General features: G+C 72.8%; 21 protein-coding genes. All 21 read left to right on the top strand.

The window, feature by feature from the left end:
- Positions 1–380: 380 nt before the first annotated feature.
- Positions 381–1043, top strand: coding sequence for a response regulator transcription factor (locus ACLHRZ_RS26855; protein ID WP_490421103.1), 663 nt, complete (start codon positions 381–383; stop codon positions 1041–1043).
- Between the two features lie 110 nt (positions 1044–1153).
- Entirely contained in the window at positions 1154–2716 is a 1563-nt protein-coding gene (locus tag ACLHRZ_RS26850; RefSeq protein WP_490421102.1) for an FAD-dependent monooxygenase, read from the top strand.
- Positions 2717–2876: 160 nt separating this feature from the next.
- Positions 2877–5267, top strand: coding sequence for a sensor histidine kinase (locus tag ACLHRZ_RS26845; protein WP_490421101.1), 2391 nt, complete (start codon positions 2877–2879; stop codon positions 5265–5267).
- A complete protein-coding gene (locus tag ACLHRZ_RS26840) occupies positions 5264–5713 on the top strand; it encodes a roadblock/LC7 domain-containing protein (protein ID WP_490421100.1) in 450 nt (149 codons plus the stop codon). The genes ACLHRZ_RS26845 and ACLHRZ_RS26840 overlap by 4 nt, the downstream gene beginning before the upstream one ends.
- 251 nt (positions 5714–5964) lie before the next feature.
- Entirely contained in the window at positions 5965–7635 is a 1671-nt protein-coding gene (locus tag ACLHRZ_RS26835; protein WP_490421099.1) for a phage tail sheath family protein, read from the top strand.
- Positions 7636–7685: 50 nt separating this feature from the next.
- A complete protein-coding gene (locus ACLHRZ_RS26830) occupies positions 7686–8144 on the top strand; it encodes a hypothetical protein (protein ID WP_490421098.1) in 459 nt (152 codons plus the stop codon).
- 11 nt (positions 8145–8155) lie between these two features.
- A complete protein-coding gene (locus tag ACLHRZ_RS26825; protein WP_490421097.1) occupies positions 8156–8626 on the top strand; it encodes a hypothetical protein in 471 nt (156 codons plus the stop codon).
- Complete coding sequence (locus tag ACLHRZ_RS26820) at positions 8623–8781, top strand: DUF6760 family protein (RefSeq protein WP_490421096.1); 159 nt, start codon at positions 8623–8625, stop codon at positions 8779–8781. The genes ACLHRZ_RS26825 and ACLHRZ_RS26820 overlap by 4 nt, the downstream gene beginning before the upstream one ends.
- 4098 nt (positions 8782–12879) lie before the next feature.
- On the top strand, positions 12880–13329 hold the full coding sequence (locus ACLHRZ_RS26815; protein WP_490421095.1) for a phage tail protein: 450 nt from the start codon (positions 12880–12882) through the stop codon (positions 13327–13329).
- A gap of 19 nt (positions 13330–13348) precedes the next feature.
- On the top strand, positions 13349–14068 hold the full coding sequence (locus ACLHRZ_RS26810) for a CIS tube protein (RefSeq protein ID WP_490421094.1): 720 nt from the start codon (positions 13349–13351) through the stop codon (positions 14066–14068).
- Between the two features lie 55 nt (positions 14069–14123).
- A complete protein-coding gene (locus ACLHRZ_RS26805; protein ID WP_490421093.1) occupies positions 14124–15863 on the top strand; it encodes a VgrG-related protein in 1740 nt (579 codons plus the stop codon).
- A gap of 35 nt (positions 15864–15898) precedes the next feature.
- Positions 15899–16222 carry a PAAR domain-containing protein gene (locus ACLHRZ_RS26800; RefSeq protein WP_490421092.1) on the top strand — a complete coding sequence of 108 codons (324 nt, stop codon included), beginning with the start codon at positions 15899–15901 and terminating at the stop codon, positions 16220–16222.
- 1 nt (position 16223) lies between these two features.
- Positions 16224–16676, top strand: coding sequence for a GPW/gp25 family protein (locus ACLHRZ_RS26795; protein ID WP_490421091.1), 453 nt, complete (start codon positions 16224–16226; stop codon positions 16674–16676).
- Positions 16663–18645 carry a putative baseplate assembly protein gene (locus tag ACLHRZ_RS26790; protein ID WP_490421090.1) on the top strand — a complete coding sequence of 661 codons (1983 nt, stop codon included), beginning with the start codon at positions 16663–16665 and terminating at the stop codon, positions 18643–18645. The genes ACLHRZ_RS26795 and ACLHRZ_RS26790 overlap by 14 nt, the downstream gene beginning before the upstream one ends.
- Entirely contained in the window at positions 18642–19241 is a 600-nt protein-coding gene (locus ACLHRZ_RS26785) for a phage tail protein (protein WP_490421089.1), read from the top strand. The genes ACLHRZ_RS26790 and ACLHRZ_RS26785 overlap by 4 nt, the downstream gene beginning before the upstream one ends.
- Before the next feature lies 1 nt (position 19242).
- Positions 19243–20355 carry a discoidin domain-containing protein gene (locus ACLHRZ_RS26780; protein WP_490421088.1) on the top strand — a complete coding sequence of 371 codons (1113 nt, stop codon included), beginning with the start codon at positions 19243–19245 and terminating at the stop codon, positions 20353–20355.
- A gap of 40 nt (positions 20356–20395) precedes the next feature.
- Entirely contained in the window at positions 20396–21733 is a 1338-nt protein-coding gene (locus tag ACLHRZ_RS26775) for a COG1470 family protein (protein WP_490421087.1), read from the top strand.
- A gap of 14 nt (positions 21734–21747) precedes the next feature.
- A complete protein-coding gene (locus tag ACLHRZ_RS26770; protein WP_490421086.1) occupies positions 21748–22389 on the top strand; it encodes a Pvc16 family protein in 642 nt (213 codons plus the stop codon).
- On the top strand, positions 22386–24254 hold the full coding sequence (locus ACLHRZ_RS26765; RefSeq protein WP_490421085.1) for an ATP-binding protein: 1869 nt from the start codon (positions 22386–22388) through the stop codon (positions 24252–24254). Before ACLHRZ_RS26770 ends, ACLHRZ_RS26765 begins: the two co-directional genes overlap by 4 nt.
- Positions 24255–24256: 2 nt before the next feature.
- Positions 24257–25408, top strand: a complete 1152-nt coding sequence (locus ACLHRZ_RS26760) for a hypothetical protein (RefSeq protein WP_490421084.1) — start codon at positions 24257–24259, stop codon at positions 25406–25408.
- 561 nt (positions 25409–25969) lie between these two features.
- A partial coding sequence (locus ACLHRZ_RS26755; RefSeq protein WP_490421083.1) for a hypothetical protein occupies positions 25970–26577 on the top strand: 608 nt, incomplete at its 3' end.

Below are 26577 nucleotides of genomic sequence, written 5' to 3'. Positions count from 1 at the left end.
GACCTCCGAGAGGGGAACGGTCTGCGAGCTGTGGTGGGGGGTGACACAGGGGACCATGGAGCTGCTTTCGGCGTCTCGGAAGCCTGTCGGTGCACGCATGCCCCGGTGGAGCCGAGGGCCGGTGCGGCATCGGATTTCACACTCTAGCCCACGAAATCGATCGAAAAGCAAAGCGTTTCTCCTGGTGGACGCACGCATAAAACAACGTCAGTTACGGGATTACCGGTAAGTAATTGAAGGGTGACCGGAGGCGTTCCGTCCTGTGCGCCGAAGGACTTTCGTCAGGTCCGGACCAGGACCTAAGTCCCTTCTGATGCTCGTGCCGTGCATGACAGGGTCGAAACGATCAACGCCGAGAACCGAACTGTGAGGGAGCGCGCGTGACCGCGTCCGTGTTGGTGGTCGACGACCAGGCGCTGATCCGGTCGAGCATGTGCCTGCTGCTCGATTCCACGCCGGAATTCGATGTGGTGGCAGAGGCGGAGGACGGCGCCGACGCCCTCGCCAAGGCCCGCACCCACCGCCCCGACGTCGTCCTCATGGACGTCCGCATGCCGCGCGTGGACGGGGTCGCCGCCACGGAACAGCTGATGCGCTTCACGCAGCCGCCCAAGGTGCTGATGCTCACCAACTTCGACGTCGACGACCGCGTCCTCGACGCCCTGGAGGCCGGCGCCTCCGGATTCCTGCTCAAGGACCTGTGCCCCCGGCGGCTCTCCTCCGCGCTGCGCACCGTCCTCGCCGGCGGCCGGGTCGTCTCCCCGGAGGTCCTCGACAGCCTGGTGCGCCGCGCCTCCACCGCCGAGCGGCCGGGCGGCGAGGGAATGGAACAGCGGCTGGCCCAACTCAGCGGCAGCGAACGGCGCGTGCTGGAGCTCGTCGGCCTGGGGATGACGAACGCTCAGATCGCACGCAAGCTGTACCTGTCGCAGGCGAGCGTGAAGACCTACGTCTCGCGGATGCTCGCCAAGCTCGGCCTGGACAACCGTACGCAGGCCGCGATCCTCGCGTACGAGGCCGGGCTGACGGAGAGCGGGCGGTAGCCGGCGGCGGGCCGTCGGCCGCTTGCCGGGCTCGCCGCGCCGGTCGGCGTACGATCGGGAATCCACGATCGGGGATCGGGGATTCCCGCGCCGGCGCGAGGAGACGTCGAGTGCTGTACAGCGACACCGGCGAAGCCGAGGTGCCGGTACTGATCGTCGGCGGCGGACCGGTCGGGCTCACCGCCCGGGCGCTGCTGGAGCGCTGGGGCGTGCGCACGCTGCCGGTCGAGAAGCACCGCGAGCTGTCGCCCTTTCCCCGGTCCCGGCTGGTCAACGTGCGCTCGATGGAGGTCTTCCGCGGACTCGGGCTCGCCGCCGGGATCACGGCCGCGGCGTTCGCGCCGGAGTACGGCCGCATCCGCTTCCGCGACACCCTGTGCGACCGCGACTTCGCCACGGCCGCGATGGTCGGGATCAACGCACCGGTTCCCGAGAGCCCCGTGCTCGGCGTGGCCACCTCGCAGGACCGGCTGGAGCCCGTCCTGCTGGCGGCGGCGGACGCACCGGTGACCTTCGGGACCGAGCTCGTCGGCCTGACCGAAGAAGCCGACGGCGTCACGGCCGTACTCGTCGACCACCGGCGAGGTGAGGAGACCCGGGTGCGTGCCCGCTACGTACTCGCCGCCGACGGCGCGAACTCCACCGTCCGGCAGCTGCTCGGCATCGGCACCACCGGTCCCGGGGCGATGGGGGACTTCACCACCGTCGTGTTCGACGCCGACCTCGACCGCTGGTGCGCCGGGCAGCCCGCCGGCCTCTACTTCACCGCGCACGGACTGTTCGCCCCTCTCTACCCCGAAGGAGGCTGGGCCTGGTTCGTCCCCACCCCCGACGACCCTGCGCACGCCGACTGGCCAAGCCTCGTCGCGCGCGCCCTCGGATCCGGCGCCGACGTACGGGTCGACGTGCTGCGCGTGCAGCACTGGGTGATGAACGCGTTCGTCGCCGAGCGCTTCCGCCACGGCCGGATCCTGCTGGCCGGCGACGCCGCGCACGCGGTTCCCATCGTCGGCGGCCTGGGCATGAACGCCGGCGTCGCCGACGTGCACAACCTGTGCTGGAAACTGGCGGGTGTGCTCCACGGGTGGGCCGGACCGGGCCTGTTGGAGACCTACGAGCCGGAACGGCACCCCGTCGCCGACCGGACGCTCCGTCAGGCGGTCGCCAACACCCGGCTCATGCTGCAGGTGCAGGACCGGCGCCGCGAGCAGCTCCGAGCGGGCGAAGCAGCGTCGGCGCGGCTCGAACTTCCGTGGTCCGAGCGGTACTTCGCCCAACTCGGCCTCGTCCTCGGCGTCACCTACCGCTCCGACGCGGTCCTCGCCGACGACACCGCCCCGCCCGAACCGCCCGACACCGGCACGGACTACGTCCCCACCGCAGAACCGGGCCGTCGCATGCCGCACCTGTGGCTGACAGGCAACCGTTCCACGCTCGACGCCGTCGGTGCACGGTTCACCCTGCTCACTCCGGACCCCGACCGCTGGGCGCAACAGGCCACCGCACCCTGGCCGCTGCACATCGAGGCCCTCCCCGAGGGGAGTTGCGACCTCGGCCCCCACGGGGCGCTGCTGGTCCGGCCCGACGGCCACATCGGCGCCCGCTGGGACGACCGCCCGGCGAGCGACTCCGCCCTCCACGACGCCCTTGCCGCGATCACCCGGCTCGCCTGATGCTCCCACCGTGGTGCTGTTACCCCGTCAGTTCTTGTGGGAATGCGGGCAGATGAAGCGGGACGGACGGTTTGGAAAATGTCTCCTTTTGGGGACATGAGACGCGACCTTTGCCGCGGGACGCCGCCGACGCCGCTCCCTAGCGTGGGCGCCGATCATCATGAACATTCCCCTGAGCAACACCTCGCGACCGGCCCCGGGTGGAGACGGCACCCGCCGGAGCCGGGCACACCGCGGCGACGGACACCTGCGGCTCCTCTCCCGCCCGCGCCACTGGCGCCTGAGGACCCGGATGACGCTCGTCCTCGTACTCCCCGCAGCCCTCTGCGTCAGCCTCGCGGTACCCCGCGTGACCCACTCCCTGGACCGGGCGGAGGAGTTGACCCGGACCGAGGCCACCGTCCGCCTCGTCGTCTCGGCCACCACGCTCGCCCACGCCCTGGAGAACGAACGCGACATCGCGGCGCTCACCCCCGGCAAGGCCGGCGACGCCGTGCGCGAACACCGCGCCGCAACCGACCGGGCCCTGGCCGACTTCCGCTCCCGCGGACAGGACACCCACGGCGACGCGCGCGTCATGCAGCGCGTGACCGACGCCGAGTCCGCGCTGCACACGCTGACGGACGTCCGCGACAAGGCCTTCACCGACGCCACGGACACGGTCGCGAGCCAGACCGCCTACTCCGACCTCGTCCTCCCGCTGCTGAGCCTGGGCACGGAGGCGAACAACGGAGGCGACACGGCCTCCACCGAAGGGTGGGCGCTGTACGCGCTGTCCGTCGGCAAACTGTCCCTCTCCAGCGAACGCGCCCTGCTGAACGCCGCCATCGCCCACGGGCGCGTCACCCCCGACGTGGCCGCAGCCCTGCTGGTCTCGCAGGGCTTCCAGGACATAGCCCTGCGCCAGTTCCGCTCCGCGGCCGTCCCCCAGGACGCGGCGGTCTACCAGCGCATCGCCCAGCACCTCACGGAGACCGGCACCATGGCCCGCGCCGCCGCGGTCGCCGCCCAGCGCGACCCCAAGGGCGCCGCACCGACGCTGCAGGCACAGAAGTGGCACCGGACGGCCAGTCAGGCCCTGGAAGGCCTGCGCACGGTGGAGTCCGAAGTCGCCGGAAGGATGCTCGACTCCATCGCGGCGGCGAAGGCGCAGGCCAGGAAGGACGCCGCCCTGGACAGCGCATTCGTCGCCGTGGCCCTGGGCCTGTCCCTGCTCGTGGCGGCCGCCGCCGCGCACTCGCTCGTCAGCCGGCTGCGACGGCTGCGCCGCGCCGCCCTGCAGGCCGCCGAACACCAGCTGCCGGCCCTGGTCGCCTCGATCTCCCGAGAGGCGCCGGGCCAGGTGGACCTGACCACGGAACCCGTCGACCTCGGCACCCGCGACGAGGTCGGGGACGTCTCCAGAGCCTTCGACGCCGTCATCCACGAGGCCGTGCGCCAGGCCGCCGACCAGGCGATGCTGCGCAAGAGCGTCAACGCGATGCTGGCCTCGATGGGCCGCCGCAGCCAGATCCTGGTCTACCGGCAGCTCGAAATGATCTCCGAACTCGAGCGGAACGAGGCCCACCCGGCGAAGCTGGAAGGCCTCTTCCGGGTCGACCACCTGGCCACCCGTATCCGCCGCCACTGCGAGAACCTGCTGGTCCTGGCCGGCGAGCGCCCCGGCCGGGTGCACGCCGTCCCCGCGCCGCTGCTGGACGTCGTCCGGGCCGCGGCGGCCGAGGTCGAGCAGTTCACGCGCGTGCGCATCGGGGACCTGCCGGACGTGCACGTCTGCGGCCCCGCCGTGCACGACGTCAGCCACCTGCTCGCGGAACTGCTGGAGAACGCCACCCAGTACTCCGGGCCCGGGGAACCGGTCCGGGTGACCACCGGGGCGAGCCCGGCGGGCGGCACCGTCGTCAAGATCCGCGACCGGGGCGTCGGCATGCCCGCCGCCAAGGCAGCGGAGCTCAACGCCCGCCTGAGCGACCCGCCCCTGGTGGACGTGGCCACCACGCGCCAGATGGGCCTGTACGTGGTCAGCCGGCTCGCCGAACGGCACGGGATCGACGTCGTGCTGTCCTGCAAGGGCATCGGCTGCACGGTGGCGGTGGAGCTGCCGCCGGCCCTGCTCGTGTCCGGCCCGCCGCCCCGCGAGCCGCACGGAATCGCCGGCCGTCCTGCACAGGAGACCCCCATGCCCCCGCCTTCCGTCCCCGCCGGCCCCACCCCGCCCGGACCCATGCCCCAGCCCCGCCCGAGCGGCCCCGTCGCCGCGCACGGGTTCGGCGAACTGCCGACCGGCGCCGGGCTGCCGCGCCGTGTACCGCGCGCGACGCTGGGCGGCACGGGCACCGCGGAGCGGGAGGGCGCGGGTGCCGAACGGCCCTCCCGTACCGGCTTCTCGCCGGATGAACTGCGCGGCCGCATGGCCGGGTTCCACGGCGGCGTGCGCAGGGCCCGGGACGAGGGCGGCGCCGCCGGCGTGCCGCGGAGCCGGCCCGCACCGCAGCGGCCCGGCGAACCCCCGATACATGAATCAGCACACGAGAAGGGCATGGACGCATGAGCACGGACGGGACGCTCCACGAGGTGGACCCGCGGGCCACGGCCGGTGATGTGGCCTGGCTGATCCAGGACTTCGTCCGGGCGACGCCGGGCGTCCGGCACACCGTCGCCGTGTCCGCGGACGGGCTGGTGCTCGCCGCCGCCGGCAGCGGGCTGAGCGGCGAGGCGGCCGAGCGGCTGGCCGCCGTGGCGTGCGGACTGGTCTCGCTCACCCGCGGTGTGGCCGAGGTGTGCGGGACGGGGTGGGTCAACCAGACCGTCGTGGACATGGACGGCGGCTTCCTGTGCACGATGACGATCTCGGACGGCTCGGCGCTCACCGTGCTGACCGGCGCGGGCTGCGACATCGGGCTCGTGGCCTACGAGGCGGCCCGGCTCGTGGACCGCGTCGGCGCGGTCCTCACGCCGGAGGTGCGCGCGGGGCTCCGGCGGATGCTCATGGACTGAATGGAAAACAAATGCTCGCGACGTAAGAACCGTGTAAGCCTGAATTCGCCCGGCGGCGGGCCCTGTTGCCCGCCGCCGGGCGAATTCCGTATGTGCGGGATTCACCGGAGGCGCCTTGTTGTGACAACAGCTCGACCTCTGTCGGCCAAAGGTTGACAACGGTATCTCCAGCAGGGACGACGGGTAATTCCGCGGGCTAACGTGATCTCAGATCGCATTCCGAACCAACCACTTCAGGCAGGGAGTCACGGGTGCCCACATATCTGTCCCCGGGTGTCTACATGGAGGAGACGGACGGCGGTTCGCGCCCCATCGAGGGTGTCGGCACCGCGGTCGCGGCCTTCGTGGGATTCGCCGAACAGGGCCCGGTCGACGAACCCGTACGGGTCTCGAACTGGAATCAGTTCACCACCACCTTCGGCGACTTCGTCGAGGGCTCGTACCTCGCGCACTCGGTCTACGGCTACTTCGCCAACGGCGGTGGCTCGTGCTACGTCGTCCGCGTCGGCGGCCGCCCGAACGGCCCGGAGGCCGTGGCCGCGACGGCGGCCGGTGCGCAGAGCGCGCCCGGGGCGGCACGGTCCCACGTCCTCGGCGGCTTCCGGGTCGCGGCGCTGCCGTCGGCGGCCGACAAGGACGTCACCGTCGAGGTGCAGCAGCGCCCTGCCGCCCAGCCGCCGAAGGCCCGCCGGGCCACGGGCGACAAGGCCACGGGCAAGGACGCCGAGCAGCCGCCGGCGGGCGGCGCCCAGGACGGCTCCGGCGCCGCGGCCCCGGACGTCTTCCAACTCGTCGTCAGGTCCGGCGGCAAGCAGGTCGAGTCCTTCGACGTCACCGCCGACCGCGCCTCGGACCAGTACGTGGTCACCGCGGTCCGCGAGCGCTCGCAGTTCATCTCGATCCTGGAGGGCACCGCCGCCAAGGACGCGGCCCTCGCCCTCCCCGAGAAGCAGGAACTCACGCTCGCCGCCGTCCCGGTGGCCGCGGCGGCCCCGGAGGCCGCAGGCGCCGGGACGTCGGCCGTGGGCCGCTACGTCGGCGACGTCGCCAAGCGCTCCGGCCTCTCCGGCCTGGAGGCCATCGAGGAGGTGACCATGCTCGCCGCCCCCGACCTCATGGCCGCCTACCAGCAGGGCGCCCTGGACCGCGAGCAGGTCAAGGCCATCCAGCTGGCGATGATCAACCACTGCGAGAACATGGCCAACCGCATGGCCGTCATCGACCCGCTGCCGGAGATGCTGCCGGCCGAGGTCCACGAGTGGCGGCAGAACGAGGCGGGCTTCGACTCCAAGTACGCGGCCCTGTACTACCCGTGGATCAAGGTCGCGGACCCGGCCACCGGCAAGAGCATCATGATGCCGCCCTCCGGTCACGTCGCCGGCATCTACGGCCGCAACGACTCCGAGCGGGGCGTCCACAAGGCCCCCGCCAACGAGGTGGTGCGCGGAGCCCTCGACCTGCCGCTCCAAGTCACCAAGGGCGAGCAGGAGTTGCTCAACCCGGCCGGCATCAACTGCATCCGCAGCTTCCCCGGCCGCGGCATCCGCATCTGGGGCGCGCGCACCCTCTCCAGCGACCCCGCGTGGCGCTACCTCAACGTCCGGCGGCTCTTCAACTACCTGGAGGAGTCGATCTACCAGGGCACCCAGTGGGTGGTCTTCGAGCCCAACGACGAGCGTCTGTGGGCCACGATCCGCCGCAACGTCGGCGCCTTCCTGGACGGCATGTGGCGCCAGGGCGCGCTCTACGGCGCCAGCCCGCAGGAGGGCTACTACGTCAAGTGCGACGCGGAGCTCAACACGCCGGACGTCATCGACTCCGGACAGGTGATCGTCGAGATCGGCGTCGCCCCGGTGAAGCCGGCCGAGTTCGTGGTCTTCCGGCTCTCGCAGCAGTCCCTGGGCGGAGCCTCGGCCGAGTAGCACGGCCGCATCCGTAACCAACCGATCCCAACCGAGAGGAACAGACAGCAATGAGTGGCGGTACCCCGGCCGAGATCGTCGGCGGAGTCGGTCAGACCTTCGGCTTCCAGCTCGACAAGTCCCAGATCGGGCACCTCATCAGCATCGGTGAGATCAGCGAGAGCCTGGCCGTCGAGAAGACCCAGGTCCAGACGGGCGACGGGAAGTCGGACTGGGTGCTGGTCACCACCGACCAGCAGCCCGGCAGCGTCCAGGTCGTGATCGTGGCCAACGACAAGAACATCTCCGAGGTGGACAAGTGGTGGGAGGAGTGCCGGACGGGCCAGCCCGGCCGCTACCGCAACGTCACCCTTGAACGACAGGGCCAGGACGGCAAGGTCGTCGGCCGCACCAACCTCATCAACGCGGTGCTGGGCTCGCGCAGCAAGAGCGGCATGAGCGCCGGTCAGAACAACATGACCACGCTCACCCTCGAGATCCACTTCACTAGGGTGGAAGAGAAGAAGTGAGGCGCGGGCGTGTGACGGAGGGGTCCGCCAGGACCCCTGACCCGGCCCCGGCCGGGACTGCCGACCGCACGCGCGAGGAGGGCGCGGGACGGACCGACCCGTCCCGCCCCCTCCCCACCCTGCCCACGGAGTTCCCGTTCACGCTCCCGCGTGGCTACGTGGACGACGAGGGCCGGGTGCACCGCGACGGCGTGATGCGCCTGGCGACCGCGCGCGACGAGCTGTTCCCGCTGCGGGACCAGCGGGTCCAGGACAACCCGCCGTACCTGTCGGTCGTCCTGCTCGCCCGGGTCGTCACCCGGCTGGGGACGCTGACGGACATTCACGCCAGCATGATCGAGGACCTGTTCGCGGCCGACCTGGCGTTCCTGCAGCGGTTCTACGAGCAGATCAACACCGACGGCACCGCGATCGCGCGCACGGCGTGCCCGCAGTGCCACCACGAGTTCCCGGTCGACATGGGGAGCCGCCTGGGGGAATGACGATGTACGCGGCCGACGACCTCTATGCCGAAGTCGCGTACATCGCCTACCACTTCCACTGGCCCCTCAACGAGATCCTCGACCTGGACCACGGCGAACGCCGCCGCTACGTCGCGGAGATCGGCACCATCAACCAACTGACAGGCAAGGAGTAGCACCATGCAGCAGCAGTCCGGAGCGGTACCGCTCGCGCTCGGCGGACGGCTGCGCACGGTCACCCAGGAGGAGCGCACGCGGCGCCTGTTGGCGACGTGGCGCGACCACCGCTTGTCGTCGGGGCCGGCCACCCAGGTCTCGCCGGTGCCGCCGCTGGTCTTCCGGGCGCCGGAAGGGCGGTATCCGGTGGGGGTCGGGCGGTACCGGGAGAGGGCGCGGCTGGTGTGGGCGCTCGCTGATGAGACCGGTGGGGCCGGCGAGTTCGACGAGGCGGCGTGGCCGTCCGGCGGTGCCGGCGGCCCGGTTCCGGAGCCGCGCCCGGTTCCCGGGCAGATGGGTGCCGTCTGGTGGCGGCGCGCGCTGGGCCGTACGTCGCGGACGGCGGCGCGGCGGGTGCGACGGTCGTCGCGCCGCCGCTCCGAGGGTGCGCCGGGTGGGCCCGCCCGGGCCACGCCGGCGCCTGAGGCCCGTGGGGCCGAGGACGATCGACCGGCCGGGGGCACCGCCGCGACGGAGGCGGCGTACCGAGCGAGCGACGGCGGTGCGGGGTCGGCGCGGGCGGCGGTGGCAACGGGCGTTCCGTCGCGTGCGGTTGGCCCGACGCAGGAGCCTCGCCTGCGATCCGCTCGGCGAGTCGGTGCGAGCGGGGCCGCTCAGGAGGCGGACTCCTCCGGTACCGAGCGTCCTGTTGCCGTGTGTCGGCAGCAGGGGGCGGTGTCGCACGGTGTGCAGTCCGGTGCCGACGCGGTCACGCCTTCGACGCTGCAGCGGGGTGGGCAGACGGACACTGTCGGGTCCGTTGAAGCAGTTGAAGCACGGGTGCCGGAGGCCTCGCCTGTTTCGGCAGATACCACTGCTCGTGATGCCGGGCATGACGGAACGGACGCCCAGGGCGCCCCTGTTGCGCAGCGGGAGGGGAGCGGTGACGCCGCCACGAGGCGTGACGGCACGGGAGAGCGGCCCCCCGCGCCCCCGGTAGCTGCGGTGCCCGGTGGGAGAGGAGTGGAACAGGCGCATGCGGTTCCTCTCATCCGGCGCCCTTCCGCTCGGTCGGCCGAAGGGCAGGGCGTGCTGCCGAAGACCGCTGCGTTGTGGACCGCTCGGCCTGTGAGCAGAGTGGAAGCGCGACAGCCGGTGTTCCCCGTCTGCCTGCCCGGCGCACCTGTCGAGAAGACAGCGGCGTTTGGCGACGCCCAGTCGAGCGCGGCGGCCGGCCGCGAGCAGGAGTCCGGTGCACAGCCGAGTGCCCTTCGCGAGGGGCTGCCCGGCGGGTCCGGCACGCCAGGACGAGCCCAGGTTCCCGCCACGGCGGGCCCGGAGGGGCATGCCGCGCAGGCGCCGCCGCGGAGCAACGGCGCGGCGGGGTATGGAGGTGCGCTCGGCGCACCCGCAGCAGGCACGGACGGTCACGACGTCCGGGGTCCGGAGGACCTCCCGTGTGACGGTGCTCGGGGCCCTCTCGACGGATCGCGCGCGTCCGCGGCACCGCTGCGGCCCGTGGCCGACATGTCGGCCGAATCGGCCGCAGGCCCGGTCGCGGCTCCGGCGGGCGATCGGCCCGACGCGCCGGAGCAGGCACCGGTGCCGTGCTGGCCTGCCATGCCCACGGCTGCGCGGTCTGCGGTGGGACCTGTGGCCGGCCAGGACACCAGGTCCGTCACTGGCCCGTTCGCTGCGCGCGTGACCGACCGGCTTACCGAACCTGCCGCAGGCGTGGCAGCCGTTCCGCTGATCGACCGGCGCACCGTGCCGGGGTGGGCGCCTGCGTCGCACTTGCCTGGCCTGCGAACTCCCGGGGCTTTGAGGTTCGTTGAGCCAGTCGCTGGGTCCATTGCCGATGGGCTTGCTCGCCCTGCGACTGCGCGGTCGGCGGCGATCGAGGTCGACCGTCCCGCCGCGCCGTGGCAGGTATCTGTGCCGCGCTCGCATGGTTCGCGGACCCGGGAGGCTTTCGGGCCTGTTGAATCGGTTGCCCAGCCTGTGACCGCTCGGTCGGCGGCGACTGAGGCCGAGCGGCGAGCCGTGCCGGGGCGGGTATCCGCGCCGCGCTCGCCTGGTCTGCGGACTCCGGGGTCCTTGAGGTTCGTTGAGCCGGTTGCCGCGCCTGGCGCCGATGGGCATGTTCGGCCTGCGACGGCCTGGTCCGCGGCGGCTGAAGCCGACCGTCCCGCCGTGCCGCACTTGCCTGGTCTGCGGGCTCCGGAGGCTTTGAGGTTCGCTGCGCCTGGTGCCGATGGGTTTGCTCAGTCTGCGCCCCTGAGGTCGGAGGCGGTTGAGGTCGACCGTCCTGCCGTGCCGGGGCGGGCACCTGTGCTGCGCTCGCCTGGTTTGCGGACTCGGCAGGCCTTCGGGCCCGTTGAGCCGGTCGCTGCGCCTGGTCCCGAGGGCCTTGCTCGGCCTGCGGCCGTGTGGTCGGCGACGCCTGGGGCTGACCGCCCAGCCTTGCCAGGGCGGGTTCCGGGGGCTTTGAGGTTTGTTGAGCCGGTTGCTGTGTCTGGTGCCGATGAGTTTGCTCGGCCTGCGGCCGCCTGGCCGGGGGCGACTGAGGTCGACCGTCCCGCTGTGCTTGGGCGGGCGCCTGTGCTGCGCTCGCCTGGCCTGCGGACTCGGGGAGCCTTCAGCCCTGTTGCCGACGGGCATGGTCGGCCTGTGACCGCTCGGTCGTCGGCAACTGAGGCTGACCGGCCCGCCATGCCGGAGCAGGCGCCCGCCCCGCACGCGCCTGGCCTGCGAACTTCGCCGTTCTTCGGGACTGTTGAGCCCGGTGCTGGGTCTGTTGGCGATGGGCTTGCGCGGTCGGTGTCGGCCGTGGTCGGCCGGCCTGTCGCGGCTCCAGCCGACAGCTGGTCCGCTGTGCCGGGGCGGGCGCCTGTGTCGCGCTCGTCTGGCCTGCAAATTCCGGGAACCTTGGGGCCCGTTGAGTCGGGTGCTGCGCTTGTTGCCGATGGGCTTGCTCGGTCTGCGTCTGCTCGGTCCGTGGCGTCCGAGGTCGACCACTCTGCTGCGGCTCTGGTCGGCGGTCGGTCCGTCGTGCCGGAGCGGGCGACTGCTCCGCGCTCGTCCGGCCTGCAAACCCCGGTGGCCCTGGGGCCTGTTGAGTCGGGTGCTGTGCTTGTTGCGGATGGGCTTGCTCGGTCTGCGTCTGCTTGGTCCGTGGCGTCCGAGGTCGACCACTCTGCTGCGACTGTGGCTGGCGGTCGGTCCGTCGTGCCGGGTCGGGCGCCTGTGCCGCGCTCGTCCGGCCTGCAAACCCCGGAGACTTTGACGCCCGTCGAGCCGGGCGCTCCGCCTGTCGCCGAAGCACTTGTCCGGCCTGCGGTCGCGCGGTCCGCCGCGCCCGTGGTCGGCCGGCCCGCTGCGACTGTGGCTGGCGGTCGGTCCGTCGTGCCGGGGCGGGCGACTGCTCCGCGCTCGTCTGATGCGCAAGCTCCGGGGGCTTTGAGACCTGTTGAGCCGGGCACTGCACCTGTTGCCGAAGCGCCCGCCCGCCCTGCGGCCGCTCGGTCGGTGGCTACTGAGACCGACCTGCGCGCCGTGCCGGAGCAGACGACCGTCCCGCGAACCCCGTCGCCCTTCAGGCCCGTTGATCCGGACGCCGCGCCTGATGCCAGCAGGCTCGCTCGACCCGCCGTGCCCCAGGCCGGCCGGCCCGCCGCAGCTCCGGCCGACAGCCGGCCCGCCGCGTCAGGGCGGGCACCCGCCCCGCACCGGCCTCTCCTGCGGCGCCCGGCAGCCCCGGGGCCCGGTGAGCCGCTCACCGCATCCGTCACCGGCCGACCCGCTGGGCCCGCCGCGGCAGCGGCTCCGGCTCCGGCCCCCGTCGACGCCCCCGAGCAACCACCGGCCCAGTCCCCATCCGCCTTCCCGCCCCCGCGAGTTCGCAGCAGCAGGCCCGCTCGCGCCCGCTTCGTACCGCTCGCGGGCCCGGCCCCGGCCAACGGTTCGGCTTCCCCGGAGCCGTACGCCTCCAGAGGCGTACCCATCGCCCCGGCACCCGGTCAAGGCCCCGTGATCGGGGCCACCGACCACTGGGGCATTCCGGCCTCCTGCCTCCCCGGGCAGGGCGGCGTACCGACTTCGGCAGAGAAATCAGGGGTATGACGACCACGCCACCCGCCAGGACCGACCTCCTCGTCAGTCACCGCTTCCGGCTGACCCTCGACCGTCAGGACCTCGGCTACTTCACCACCTGCGAAGGGCTCGGCTGTGCGGTCGAGGTGGAGGAGTACGCCGAGGGCGGCAGCAACGGGTTCACCTGGTACCTGCCGAAGCGGCTCACCTACCCACCGCTCGTGCTGTCCCGGCCGGTCGGGCCCGGCGCCGCCAAGGCGTTGAGCTGGATGCAGGCCGCCGTGACCGACCGGCGCCGGGTGACCGGCGAGATCGCCGCGCTCAAGAGCGACGGCACGGTGCTGGCCCGGTGGGGGCTGATGGGCGTGGTGCCCGTCTCGTGGAGCGGGCCGACCTTCGATGTGAACAGTCCCATGGCCGGCATGGAAGTGCTGGAGATCGTGCACCACGGGTTCTCCGAACCCGGAGGCCGGTGAGAGAAAGGACAGGCACCCGATGCGGGGTGAGAACACGGACAAGATGGAGCGCGCCTCCCTGGAGTGCTATGCGCCGCCCACCAGCTCCGGCGGTGGGCCGCGCAAACTGTCCGGCGAGACGGTCGACCTGCAGTTCAACCCGGCGGAGCTGACCCTGGTGAAGGGCGCCGCCTGGGCCCGGCACCACGTCCGCTCGGCGGCCGCGGCCGCGACGCCGGAGTTCACCGGGACGGAGCCGCGCGTGCTGACGCTCCGCGTGCTGCTGGACGGCGAAGGCAGGGCCGGGTCGGTGGACGAACGGGTGTCCCTGCTCCTGAAGTGGTGCGCCCCCACCGAGGACAGTATCCACGCGGACCTGCCGTCGCCGCCCTGGGTGCGGTTCCGGTGGGGGAAGTCCTCGTCGGTGTCCTTCATGTCCTGCCTGCGCAAGGTCGAGGCGGTCTACTCGCTGTTCTCGCCGCAGGGCAGCCCGGAGCGGGCCGTGTGCGCGCTGACGCTGGAGGAGATCGGGCTGGCCCGCAAGCGGCAGAACCCGACGTCCGGTTCGCCCGACTCCCGCCACGTGCACACGGTCGTCGCCGGGGACACGCTGCCGTCGGTCGTGCACCGCAGGCTGCGCAAGTCACCGACCGAATGGCGGGAGATCGCCGAGCGGAACGGCATCGACGACCCGCTGCGGCTGCGTGCCGGCCGCTCCCTGGTGCTGCCGGCCGGCGGCGGGGACCGGGAACCGGGCTGAGGCACGCCCCCGCCCCGGCCCTGTACGAACACGACCGAGAGAGAAGGCTGTTGCCGTGGTGCGACGTCACACCGCCGGGCTGCTCGCCCGCATCGGCGGCAAAGCGCTGCCCGAAACCCTGACCCAGTCCGTGGCCTGGGCGTCCGTCGAGGAGACCCGGCACTCCTCGGCATCCTGCGAACTCGGATTCCGGGACCCGGGGTGCGAACTGCCGCGCCGGACCGGGCTGCGGCTCGGTTCACCGCTGGAGCTGGTGGCCCGCACCGGCGCGGGCAGCAGCGAGCTGTTCACCGGGGAGATCACCGGATGCGAGGTGGTCGCGGGGGAGTCGGGCACATACACCGTCCTGCGCGCCGAGGACCTCTCGCACCGGCTGCGCCGCGGCCGCCGCGTCACCTTCTACCGGCAGATGGCGGCGAGCGAGATCGCCGCCAAGCTGGCCCAGAAGGCGGGGCTCAAGCGGGGGCGCATCGACAGCACGCCGCTCGTGTACGAACACCTCGCCCAGGCAGGGGAGTCCGACTGGGACTTCCTGCGCAGGCTCGCGCGCGAGAGCGGCCACGACGTCTTCGTCCGCACCGGCGCCCTGCACTTCCGCACCCTCGCCGACGCCTCCGGGGCCCCCTCGCCGCGCACGCGCGCGGAACAGAGCCCCCTCGTCCTGGAGTACGGGCAGAATCTGCTGAAGGTGCGGTCCTCCGCCTCCCTGCGCCACCAGGTCACCGGAGTGCAGGTGCGCGGATGGGACCCGGACGCGGGCAAGGCGCTGGTCGCCGAGCGCAAGGCCGGGCGGACCGCCTCCCGCGACGTGCCGTGGCGGCCCGGCGGCGACGCGGTGCGCGGCGAGCCGCTGCTGCTCACCTCGCTGCCGCGCACCGGGCAGAACGAGGCCGAGCACGTCGCCGCCGCCATGGCCCAGGAAGTGGCCGCCGGTCTCACCGGGCTGCACGCGGTCGTCAGCGGGGCGCCGGAGCTGCGGGTCCGCTCGGCGGTGACGCTCACCGGGCTCGGCGACGGCTTCGACGGCCGTTACACGGCCACGTCCGTGCGCCACGAGTTCCACCCCGACACCGGCTACCTCACCGAGGTGACCGTGCGGGAGGGCGACGGCCCGGCGGGGGAGGAGACGCGCCCCGGCGACCCCGAGACCTCCGCACCCCGCCTGGCCGGGCTGGTGTGCGCGCTGGTGAAGGACATCAAGGACCCGATGAAGCTGGGCCGCGTCAAGCTCACCTTCCCCTGGCTGTCCGACGACTACGAGAGCGACTGGGCGCGCACCGTCCAGACCGGCGGCACCAAGGACGGCGGGATCGTGTGCCCCGAGGTCGGCGACGAGGTTCTCGTCGGCTTCGAACAGGGCAGCCTGGACCGCCCGTACGTCATCGGCGGCCTCTACAGCAAGCAGCGCCACCCCGGCAGCCACGCCGTGGACTCCTTCTACGACGGGACCAAGGGCGCCACCAACGTCCGCTCCTTCGTCTCCCGCACCGGGCAGCGGCTGGAGCTGCTCGACGCCGACGGCGGACCGAAGGGCGTGCTGATGGCCACCGGCAACGGGAAGCTGCGGCTGGAGCTGAACCAGGCCAAGAGCACCGTCACCGTCTCCAGCAGCGGCGACATCGAGATCACGAGCTCGGGATCGGTCAAGGTCAAGGGCACCAAGGGCATTTCGCTGGACGCCGGGACCGGCGCTCTGGAGCTCAAGGGCGGCAAGGTCGACCTCTCCGGAACCTCGGTGAACGTCGAGGGCAAGGGCATCACGACCATCAAGGGCTCGATGATCAAGCTCAACTGACCCCCCGTCACTTCGCACGCAAGGAGATCCTGCCCATGCCGCCCGCAGCCCGCGTCGGCGACGCCATGTCCCACATCCCCAACCCCACCCCTGTGCCGGTGCCCGCCGGCACCGGGTCCGTCGCCCCGCCCGGCATGCCCAACGTCCTGGTCGGCGGGCTGCCCGTCGCCGTCGCGCCCGGACTCGCCGTGTGCCTGGTGCCGCACGGACCGACGCCCCTGCCGCCCGCGCCGGTCATCCCCACCCCCATGCCCCGGCCCGTGCTCGTCGGCGGCCGGCCCGTGCTGCGCATGGGCGACAAGCTGCCGTGCGGGGCCGCGGTCGTGGGCGGCTGCGCAACCGTCGTGATCGGGGGGTGAGATGAGCGACGCGTTCATCGGACGGGGCTGGGCCTTCCCGCTCGGCGTCGGCCCCTCCGGCGGGGTCGACATGGCCGACGGCGACGAGGAGATCCGGCAGGCCATCCGCCTCGTCCTGGGCACCGACCCCGGAGAGCGGCCCATGCGGCCCGAGTTCGGCTGCGCCATCCGCGACCACGTCTTCGGCTCCGTCGACGCCTCCGCCATGGGCGCGGTCGCCCACGAGGTGCGCCAGGCACTCGACCGCTGGGAGCCGCGCATCGTCGTCGACGACGTCGAGGTCACCCAGGACCCCGGCGAACCCGAGGTGCTGCGCATCCACCTCGCCTACCACCTGTCCCACACCAACAGCCGCCGCAACCTCGTCTTCCCCTACTACGTGATCCCCGCCCGCCCCGGCGCGGACCACGGCACGACCACCTCGTTCCAGGAGGGCACCGATGCCCCTGCCTAGCCCCCACCTCGACGACCGGCGATTCCAGGACCTGGTCGACGACGCCAAGCGCTTCATCCAGCGGCGCTGCCCGGAGTGGACCGACCACAACGTCTCCGACCCCGGCGTCGCCCTCATCGAGGCCTTCGCGCAGATGGTGGACCAGCTGGTGTACCGCCTCAACCGGGTACCCGAGAAGGTGCACCTGGGCTTCCTCGACATGCTCGACCTGAAGCTGACACCCCATCAGGCAGCGGGTGCGGACGTTACATTCTGGCTGGCCGCACCCCAGGAGACGGCCGTCACCGTGCCCGTCGGCGCGGAGATCGCCACCCCGCGCACCGGCAGCGGCCAGGCCAGTGTGTTCACCGTCGACCGCGAACTGCACATCGTGCCCAGCGCGTTCCGGCACATCGCCACCAGCGAACCCGGCCACGCGGCCGTCGTCGTCACCGAACGCTTCGCCGCAGGCGACCCCGTCACCTGCTTCGCCCAGCAGCCCGCCGTCGGCGACAGCCTCCTGATCGGCCTGAGCGAGGCGGCACCCCGCTGCGCCGTCGCCCTGCGCATGGACTGCGCCCTGGAAGGCGTGGGCGTCGACCCGACCCGCCCCCCGCTGGTGTGGGAGGCCTGGTGCGGCGAGCAGTGGCAGCCCTGCACGGTGGACCACGACACCACCGGCGGACTCAACCGGCCCGGCGAAGTGGTCCTCCACCTTCCCGAGAGCCACACCGCCTCCCTCATCGGCCGCCGCCGCGCCGGCTGGCTGCGCTGCCGCGTCGTGGAGAGCGAACCGGGACAGCCCGGCTACTCCGCCTCGCCCCGGATCAGCCGCATCGAGGCCTTCACCGTCGGCGGCACCACCTCCGCCACCCACGGCGAGATCATCCGCGGCGAGGACCTGGGCACCTCCGACGGCACCCCCGGACAGGTGCTGCCCGTCGAACAGAGCCCCGTCGTCGCAGGATCCCTGCGCACCGTGTTCACCGACGGCCCGACGGGCCGTCACAGCTGGACCGTCGTCGGCTCCTTCGCCGACTCCGGGCCCGCCGACCGGCACGTCACCGTCGACGAGGTCCTCGGCGAGGTCCGCTTCGGCCCCGCCGTCCGCGAACCCGACGGCACCGTCCGCCAGTTCGGGGCCGTGCCCGAGCCCGGTGCCCGCATCAGCGCCGCCGCATACCGCCGGGGCGGCGGACGCGCCGGCAACGTCGCCGCCGGAGCGCTCAGCGTGCTGCGCACCCCGCTGGCCGCCGTCGCCCGCGCCGCCAACCGCGCACCCGCGAGCGGCGGCGTCGACGCCGAGACCGTCGAGGGCGTCAAGCTCCGCGCCGCCCAGTGGCTGCGCACCCAGCGGCGCGCCGTGACCGCCCGCGACTACGCCGTCATCGCGCGCGGCGCCTGCCGCGAGGCCGGCCGCATCGAATGCGTGGAGACCCTCGGCGAGCACGGGCACGGCCCCGTCCGGGTGCTGGTCGTCCCCGACGTGCCCGCCGAGGCCCTGGAGAACGACTGGCGCACGGCCGTGCCCTCGCAGACCCTCCTCTCCGCCGTCGCCCAGGCCATCGACGTGCGCCGCCCCCTGGGCACCCGGGTCTCGGTCAGCGGCCCCGCCTACCAGGGCGTCACCGTCGTCGCCGGCGTCGAGGCCGCACCCGGCGAGGACCCCGAGCGGGTACGGGAGCGGGTGCTCGACGCCCTGCACGCCTTCCTCAGCCCCCTCCCGGGCCCCGACGGCCGCCCCGGCCGGCCCCTGGGACGCACCCTGCGCTCGGGCGAACTGCACGCCGCCCTCGCCGCGGTGGAGGGCGTCGACGCCATCGAGAAGCTGGAGATGTACCCCGCCGACCTGACCACCGGCGAGCGCTCGGCCGCCGCCCAGCGCATCGAACTGGACCCCACGGCCCTGTTCCTGTCCTACCGGCACCAGGTCGCCGTGGCACCGGCACGGCAGCGCACCCGGGGCCCGCGGAGCGGAGGGGCCGCATGACGTCCACCAGCCGGCGCCCGGGCCCGGACCGCTCCGCCGACGCCCCCGCCCACCGCTCGCTGCTGGCCGCCCTCCCGGCGGTCTACCGGCAGGGCGACTTCGCCGACCGGTTCGTCGCCGGCTTCGACGACGTCCTCGCACCGGTCCTCGAAACGCTGGACTGCCTGGACGCCTACACCGCCCCCGGCACCACCCCCGCCGACTTCCTGGACTGGATGCTCGACTGGACCGGCGCCGACCTGCCCGCCTCGGTCCCCGAGGCGGGACGCCGCTACGCCCTGGCCGCAGGCGTCCGGCTGCAGGGCCTGCGCGGCACCCGTACGGGCCTGGAACTGATGGTCCGTCATGTCCTGGGCGGCCACGTCGAGATCGCCGAGACGGGCGGCACCCGGTACGGGCCGTGGCCCGACGACACCGCCGAGGACCACGAACCGCCCCGCGTCCGCGTGCGCGTCACCCCGCCCGCCGGCATGCCGGCGCGGGACGTCGTGCACGTCGTACGCGACTGGCTGCCCGCCCACGCCCACGCGACGATCGACGTCGCGGACCCGCAGCCGGCCCGGCACCCCGGCCCGCCGCACCCGGACGTGAACTGACATGGCACGCCACGCGCACACGCCAGGCCCCCTGGAGCCGTGCCCCGGCTGCGAGAGCCCCGTGGGCCGTGGAGAGGTCTTCTGCGGCACCTGCGGGGCCTACCTGGACTGGACGGCCAAGGACCCCGCCCCGCGGACCGCCGCCCCTGCCGAACAGCCGGACGCCACCCAGGTCCTGCCGCCCGTCACCAACGGGCGCACCCCGCGGCACCGCCGCCAGGACGACCAGGAACCGCGCGCCCCCCGGCCCGAACGGGACCACCGCCCCACCGCGCTCCTGCCCGCCGACGACGAACCCCGGGTCGAACAGACGCTCCGGCTCTTCGCCGTCAAGGACACCAGGGACACCGGCGCACCCCCGCTGCCCTGCCCGTCCCCGAGCTGTGGCCGCGACAACCCGCAGGAACGGCACTTCTGCCGCCACTGCGGCGAACTGCTGCGCCCGCCGCCGGAACCCGAACACCTCCCGTGGTGGCGCCGGGTCGTCGAGGACGTCCGCACCCGCATCCGCGAACGCCCCGCCGTCTGGCACCGCAACCGCTCCTGGTACGTGCTGGCCGGCGCCGGCGGCGTGGGTCTGGTCGTCGTCCTCGCCGGCGGCGGACCGTGGCTGGCCGGCCCCGCGGTCACCGCCGCCGGACGTGTACAGGACCGGTTCGCGGCGAAGACCGCCGTGGTGCCCGACACCGTCTCGGCGTCCAGCGAACGCGACGGCTTCCCCGCCCGCTGCGCCGCCGACGGCGTCAACAACCGCGCCTGGGCCCCGAAGAACTCGGGCGCGGACGCACGGGGGCAGTGGTGGGAGGCGGACTTCGGCCAGCCCTTCCGCCTCACCTCGCTCGTCATCCTCAACGGCGTGTCCCAGCAGCCCAAGGACTACCTCGCCGCCGGTCGCCCGCACCGCCTCAAAGCCGTGGCGATCACCGCCGACGACCGGGCCTTCGTCAAGGAACTGAAACTCGCGGACCAGCCGGGCCCGCAGACCTTCGGCTGGGGCGTGGACGACGTACGGGCGGTACGGCTGCAGATCGAGGACGTACGGGTCGACGACGCCGCCGGCGCCAAGGCGCCGGTCGGGCTGGCCGAAGTGCAGTTCTTCACCCGCAAGGGATGAGACGCAGAGACAGACGAAGAGACAAGGGAGCAGAGCACACATGAGCCTGCGGGCCGAACTGATCGTCCCCGGCGACTCGGTCGCACCCGGCGAGCGCACCTCGGCCGATCTCCTCGTCTGCAACGACGGCCACATCGTCGACGCCTACGACCTGGAACTGCTCGGCGACCCCGGCGACTGGGACACCCGGCGCCTGGGCCGCGTCGTCGTCTTCCCCGGCACCAGCGAACAGATCACCATCCCTCTCGCCCCGCCCCGCAGCGGCGGGCTCGCCCCCGGACAGCTGCCGTTCGCCGTCAAGGTCGTCTCATCGGAGGACCCCGGGCGCATCGCCGTACCCGAAGCCGCCCTGGCCGTGGGCGAGTTCTTCGACGTGGAGGCACGGCTCGCCCGCAAGACGGTCAAAGGCCGTTTCAGCGCAGCCCAGTTCGTCACCCTGCACAACATCGGCAACGCCCCCGCACACATCCGGATCCGGTGCGCCCCCCAGGAGGACACCGCACCCGTGCGCGCCCGCACCCGCCGCGCCAGGGTCGAACTGGAACCGGGGGAGCGGGCCCGCATCGGCATCGACCTGAACAACACCAAGCCCACCCTGCTGGGCGGGACCGAGGCCTGCGCCCTGCGCCTGCGGGTCGAATGGGACGCCCAGGCCGAGGAGGAGCTCGAGTTCACCTACGAACGCCTGCCCTTCCTCACCAAGAAGGCCATCAAGGGCCTCTCCCTCCTGGCCGCCGCGGCCGTGGCCGGCATCGTCCTGTGGCTCTCCCCGGTCGGTGGCAAGGCCACCCCCAAGACCCAGGCCCTGCCCGGGCCCTCCCAGCAGAAGCAGCAGGAACAGAGCGAGAGCGACAAGGAGAAGGCGAACAAGAAGGAGCAGGAGAAGCAGGAGAAGGAGAAGGAAGAGGAGGAGAAGAAGAAGGAGGAGGACAAGGCGCCCAAGCAGAAGACCCTGCAACGGCCCCTGAGCGTGACGGCCGTGCGGGGCAGCAAGTCCGACCAGTACACGGTCCCCAAGGGCTACGAACTGCGGCTCGCGAGCGTCTCCGTCACCGTCGCCGGACCCGCGAACGGCACGTGGCAACTCACCGCGCACCAGGGGATCTTCGCCAACGGCACCATGGCCCAGGGATACCAGCACGACTGGAAAGAGCCGCCCTACACCGTCCCCGAGGGCAAGTCGGTCAAGCTCACCGTGGAATGCCCCGTCACCGCCACCGGCGGCGGCTCCTCCCCGCAGCCCTCCGCCGGACCGTCCGCGAGCGGCGCCACCGGGCAGCCCCAGCCCACCACCTGCACCGCCACGGCCCAGCTCACCGGAATCCTCGTGCCCAAGACGGGCCCCTTCCACTCCCCGCCGCCGTTGAAGTCCGCATGAACGGAGCAAGATCAGTGAGTGTTGTCCAGTGCGTCGACGACGCCCTCAAGGACGGACTGAGCCGGGGGCCGCTCAGCGGGTCGCGGATACCCGTCACCTTCGACACCCCCGGATCGGAGTGGTCCGCCCGCCGCAGCGGGCCCTGCGTCAACGTCTTCCTCCACTCCGTCGAGGAGGACGCCCAGCACACCCAGACGGGCCGGATCGGCGTCGTCGACGAGGAGGGGACGGTCATCGGCTACCGCCGCCCGCCCCGCTACTTCGCCCTCTCCTACCTCGTCACCGTGTGGGCGCAGACCGTTCCCGACGAACACCGCCTGCTGGGGCGGCTGCTGGAGTGGTGCGCCGTGACCGACGAACTCGCCCTGCCGCAGGACGGGTTCGGCCTCCACCCCGACCGCCTCGGCCTGCGGGTGCGTGCGACCGGCGGAGAGAACGGCGAGACCCCCGCCTCGCGCATCTGGTCCTCCCTGGGCACCCCGGCCCGTCCCGGGCTCGACCTCGTCGTCACCGTCCCCCTGGAGCGCGAGCCCATCGGCTCCGGACCCGCGCCCGTGAACGGCCTCGCCCTGCGCACGGGCCGCCTCCCGGACCGCCCCGAGGACCCGGCGCCCCGGTCCGCGCGCCCCCGGCGCCGGGTGGAGGAGGTCCGGTGAACCTGTTCGCACAGCGCCTGACCGTGGCGGAGGAACAGCTCCGCCGCCTCTACCTGGAGCGCGAGGAGTACGCCGCCGACGCCGAGCCGGAGACGGCTCCCGCCCTGCCGGACGCCGCCGAACTCGGCCGCCGCGCGGCCGAGGGCGACCCGCTGGCCCGCCTGATGACCGAGTTCGCCCTGACCGGCGAGGAGGCCGACCTCCTGGTCACCTGCCTGCTGCCCGACCTCAACCCCGTGTGCGGCGCCGCCTTCCGCGCCCTGAGCGGTCAGGCCGGCTCCCGGCCGACGGTCGCCGTGGTCCTGGCCGTCCACGGCATCACCGTCCCGGACGCCGTCGCCCGCGGCCTCTTCCGCGAGGGGTCGCGCCTGTCGGCCGCCGGCCTGATCGCCTACGAGAACCCCGAAGCCGCCTTCCCCGACCGCGTCCCGTACGCCCCCGACCGGGTGCTGGGATACCTCTCCGGCGACCGCGACGGCATCCACGGCGGCGGCCGCTGGCTGCACCTCCTGCCCGACGGACCGGGAGCCGCGGACCCGGACGCGACGGCACGGCTCACCGCCCTGCTGGAGACCGAGCCGCACCGGGCCCACTACCTGCGCCAGGGCATCGCCGGCGAGGCCCTGCCCACCGGACGCGCCGCCCTGGCCGCCACCGGCCGCGTCCCCCTGCTGCTCGACCCCGAGGCCCTGGCCGCCGCCGAACTCCCGCCCGGCAGGCTCGCGGAGAGCATCGCCCTGGAGGGCCGGCTGCTCGGCGCCGGCTTCCTCGTCCCCGTACCCGGCACCTCGGAAGGTATGGAGGTGCTGCGGCGCGTCGTGACCCGTCTCGACGAGGAACCGGTGCCCCTGCTGCTCTACGGCGGGCAGGAGTGGACGGCCTGCGGCTGGGACACGCCGCTGCCCGCCGAGACCGACCTGCGCCCGGCCGCCGCCGAACGGCTGAGCCCGGCCGCGCTGACCGCCGTCGAACACCTCCACCGCAGCGCGGCCCTGCGCTCGGCCACCGTCTCCCCGGAGACCGTGCGCACGACGGCCCGCGACCGCGCCGCCGCCGAACTCGGCCGCCTCGCCCGCCGGGTGACCCCCCAAGTGGGCTGGGGCGACCTCGTCCTGCCCACGCCCGTACGCACCCGCCTGGAGATGCTGGTCGCCCGCGTGCGCCACCGCGATACGGTCCTCGACGGCTGGCGCCTGCGCCGCGGCGGAGGCCGCGGGCGCGGCACGGCGGCCCTCTTCGCGGGGGAGTCCGGCACCGGCAAGACCATGGCCGCCGAGGCCATCGCCTGCGAACTGGGCCTGGACCTGTACGTGGTGAGCCTGCCGTCGGTCGTCTCGAAGTACATCGGCGAGACCGAGAAGAACCTGGAACGCATCTTCGCGGCCGCCGAAACCCTGGACGCCGTCGTCCTCTTCGACGAGGCCGACTCGATGTTCGCCAAACGCGGCGAGGTGCGCGGCGCCAACGACCGCCACGCCAACATGCAGAGCGGCTACCTCCTGCAACGCCTGGAGGCCTTCGACGGCCTCGCCGTCCTCACCACCAACCTCCGCTCCAACATCGACACCGCCTTCACCCGGCGCTTCGACGAGGTCGTCGAGTTCGACAGCCCCGGCCCCCGGGTCCGCGCCCAGCTGTGGCGCACGTTCCTGGGCCCGGCCGCCCCCGAGAACGCCCCCCTCGACGCCCTCGCCCGCGCCTACGACCTGGCCGGCGGCAGCATCCGCGCCAGCGTGGAGACGGCCGCCTTCGCCGCGGCCGCGCACGACCGCGAGGTCACCTTCTCCGACCTCCTCGACGGGGTCGAGACCGAATACCGCAAGCTGGGCCGTCTCTTCGACGGCTCCCCACAGATAGGCACCTGACGGTGGAACAGGAACATCTGCAACGTCCCGCCCCGAAGGCCACTGCGCAGCCGCCCGCACCGCGTCCGCACGCCGACCGTTTCGGCACCGGCGGCCGGGGACTTCCCGGACTGCTGTGGAACCGGGGCGCCAAGCACCGCGAGCGCGATCTGAGCGTCGCGTACGGCATCTCTCTCGGCCCCGCCGACGGTGGCGGGCAGCACTTCAGCCACTCCGAGCTCAACAAGCTGGACAAAGTGCTGAGTGCCCTTCCCCGGAACGACCTCGACAACGGCAGCTCTCTGCGCGGCATCGTGCGCGGCGGCGGCCAGGGCGGCATGGTCAGCCTCTACGACCCCGACACCAGCCAGGTTCACATCCAGCACCCCGCCGGCATGCCGGCCTGGCTCTACACCCGGCTCCAGAAGGGCTCCGGCTGGCAGCGCCGCCTGATGGACCTCGGCGCCGCCGCCGGCTACGACGGCCTGAGCGTCGGCCAGCGGTGCTCGGTCATGGGCTGCTCGCGCAGCCGGCGTCAGGTGATGGGCGGCGCTCTCGCCCACGGCAGCCTGCTCGGCTGGACCCTGCGCCACGAGATCGGCCACAGTGTCGACCAGCGCCACCGGTGGGTCCTCTCCGAATCCGGCAAGCCCGAATTCGGCGGATGGCAGACCCATTTGGGCCCGTACGGGTGCCGGGCGGTCGCCCGCGCCTTCCTCACCCCCCACGGCATCACCGACGAGTCCGTCTGCGGCTGGCTGGCCCAGCGCATCGCGCCCGACTACGACGGCAACGTGACATTGGGCGACAGCTTGGCCGCCGATTTGACCCGCGACCGGCCCGAAGCGGCCGGGCAGTTGGGCCGGGATGGCCTCCGGCAGCTGGTGAAAGACCTGAAGTTCGCGACCGCCCAGCCCTGGATGCTCCCCGACGGCGGAGCCTCCCGCCTCACCCGTGACGGGCGTGTCTACCAACTCGACCAATACGGCTCCTGGGGCAGCTACCTGGCCTCGGCGCGCGACCACATCGTCTCGCCCTACCAGTTCTCCTCCGCGGACGAGTGGTTCGCCGAGGCGTACGCGGCCTACCACGACCCGGTACCCGGCAACGCCCCGCGTCGGCGCCTGCACCCGGACGCGGCGGCGTGGTTCGAGGAGAAGGCCGGAGGGGCGTGAGGGGCGGTCGGTCTGGCGCATCCCGCAGAACGTCCCGTTGAAGCAAGACTCAGTTGTTGCGGCCTTCGTGCCGGCCAAGTGCCCCTGTGACGGAGCACATGGTCGGACGGAGGCCGCCCGCATGTCCGGTGAACAGTGGGTTTCGGACAAGGCCGTCGCACCGTTCGACGGTAGGCGATAAGCACCAAGTTAAGTGTCGACTTTCGGGTGCTTCGATGTATCCCATCGGTACGGGGCCGTCCACCATCCCCGTCGTTACCGTTGCCCGGTGATTTCGTCCCCCCCTTGATGCGCCCCTTGATCCGTTGACGCCAAGGGCCCTGACGCTCTGTCTGCGCGAACCTCCTGTGTGAATCGTGTCCCTGACGAAGACCTTTCGGTGGCCGTGGTCCATCGAGCGGCACGAGTCCGGGCGGTCGCTCCATGAGTCGTCCAGGACCGCAAGGACGGGGGCTGCTTCGCGAAACCGACGTTCAGCCGAAGAACGAGAGCAACGACATGCCCGACAGCCAGTACGTGCCTGCACAGCAGCCGAGGGACCAGGCAAGGAAGCCCGTTCAGATGCCCGTGCAGCAGACGGAGCCGGATGCGCGAGGTGCACAGGGGGCCGGGGGCGGTCCCCTGCCGACGGCATCCGCGAAGACACTGCGCGACTGGGCGCGTTCCGGCCTGGGACACCAGCTCAGTGCGGCGATCGTGGACAGAGCAATGGGCGTGGTGCCGTCGCCCCACCATGCGACGGCACACGGGGCCGCCATGAGCCATTTCTGGAACACCCTCGCCAGGACGACGCAGCGGCTCTACGACGAGAGGCGCGTCGCCGCACGGCGGGACCCCAGTGAGGCGAAGCGACTGGCCGAAGAGATCGCCGCCATCGCGCGGTTCGCGAACAGCCCGGACCGTGACCGGCTGATGGTGGAGTCCCGGTACGACTTCGAGGCGGCGCTGACCCGGTTCACACAGGACGGGACGGAGGGGAAGCCGACCGACGGGAGCTGGTCACTGGCGGACTGGGAAAACCAGGTTGCGGCGAAGGTCGACGACGAGGTGACGCGCCTCAAGCGGCAGGAGCTGGCCGCGGATCCGCTGGTGCCGAAGGAGGCTCTGGAGAACGGCTTCGCGAGCCTTTCCGGGCAGAACCCAGGGCGATTGCAAAGTCGCGGTGATCG

The organism is Streptomyces sp. AM25 (assembly GCF_058146165.1).
This window is presented reverse-complemented; position numbering and strand designations above follow the sequence as displayed.

Coding starts and splice junctions, on each gene's coding strand:
- ACLHRZ_RS26840 (WP_490421100.1), top strand. CDS start 5,264: ATGAGCACGGACGGGACGCTCCACGAGGTGGACCCGCGGGCCACGGCC.
- ACLHRZ_RS26795 (WP_490421091.1), top strand. CDS start 16,224: ATGAGCGACGCGTTCATCGGACGGGGCTGGGCCTTCCCGCTCGGCGTC.
- ACLHRZ_RS26800 (WP_490421092.1), top strand. CDS start 15,899: ATGCCGCCCGCAGCCCGCGTCGGCGACGCCATGTCCCACATCCCCAAC.
- ACLHRZ_RS26845 (WP_490421101.1), top strand. CDS start 2,877: ATGAACATTCCCCTGAGCAACACCTCGCGACCGGCCCCGGGTGGAGAC.
- ACLHRZ_RS26815 (WP_490421095.1), top strand. CDS start 12,880: ATGACGACCACGCCACCCGCCAGGACCGACCTCCTCGTCAGTCACCGC.
- ACLHRZ_RS26785 (WP_490421089.1), top strand. CDS start 18,642: ATGACGTCCACCAGCCGGCGCCCGGGCCCGGACCGCTCCGCCGACGCC.
- ACLHRZ_RS26810 (WP_490421094.1), top strand. CDS start 13,349: ATGCGGGGTGAGAACACGGACAAGATGGAGCGCGCCTCCCTGGAGTGC.
- ACLHRZ_RS26775 (WP_490421087.1), top strand. CDS start 20,396: ATGAGCCTGCGGGCCGAACTGATCGTCCCCGGCGACTCGGTCGCACCC.
- ACLHRZ_RS26820 (WP_490421096.1), top strand. CDS start 8,623: ATGACGATGTACGCGGCCGACGACCTCTATGCCGAAGTCGCGTACATC.
- ACLHRZ_RS26790 (WP_490421090.1), top strand. CDS start 16,663: ATGCCCCTGCCTAGCCCCCACCTCGACGACCGGCGATTCCAGGACCTG.
- ACLHRZ_RS26830 (WP_490421098.1), top strand. CDS start 7,686: ATGAGTGGCGGTACCCCGGCCGAGATCGTCGGCGGAGTCGGTCAGACC.
- ACLHRZ_RS26780 (WP_490421088.1), top strand. CDS start 19,243: ATGGCACGCCACGCGCACACGCCAGGCCCCCTGGAGCCGTGCCCCGGC.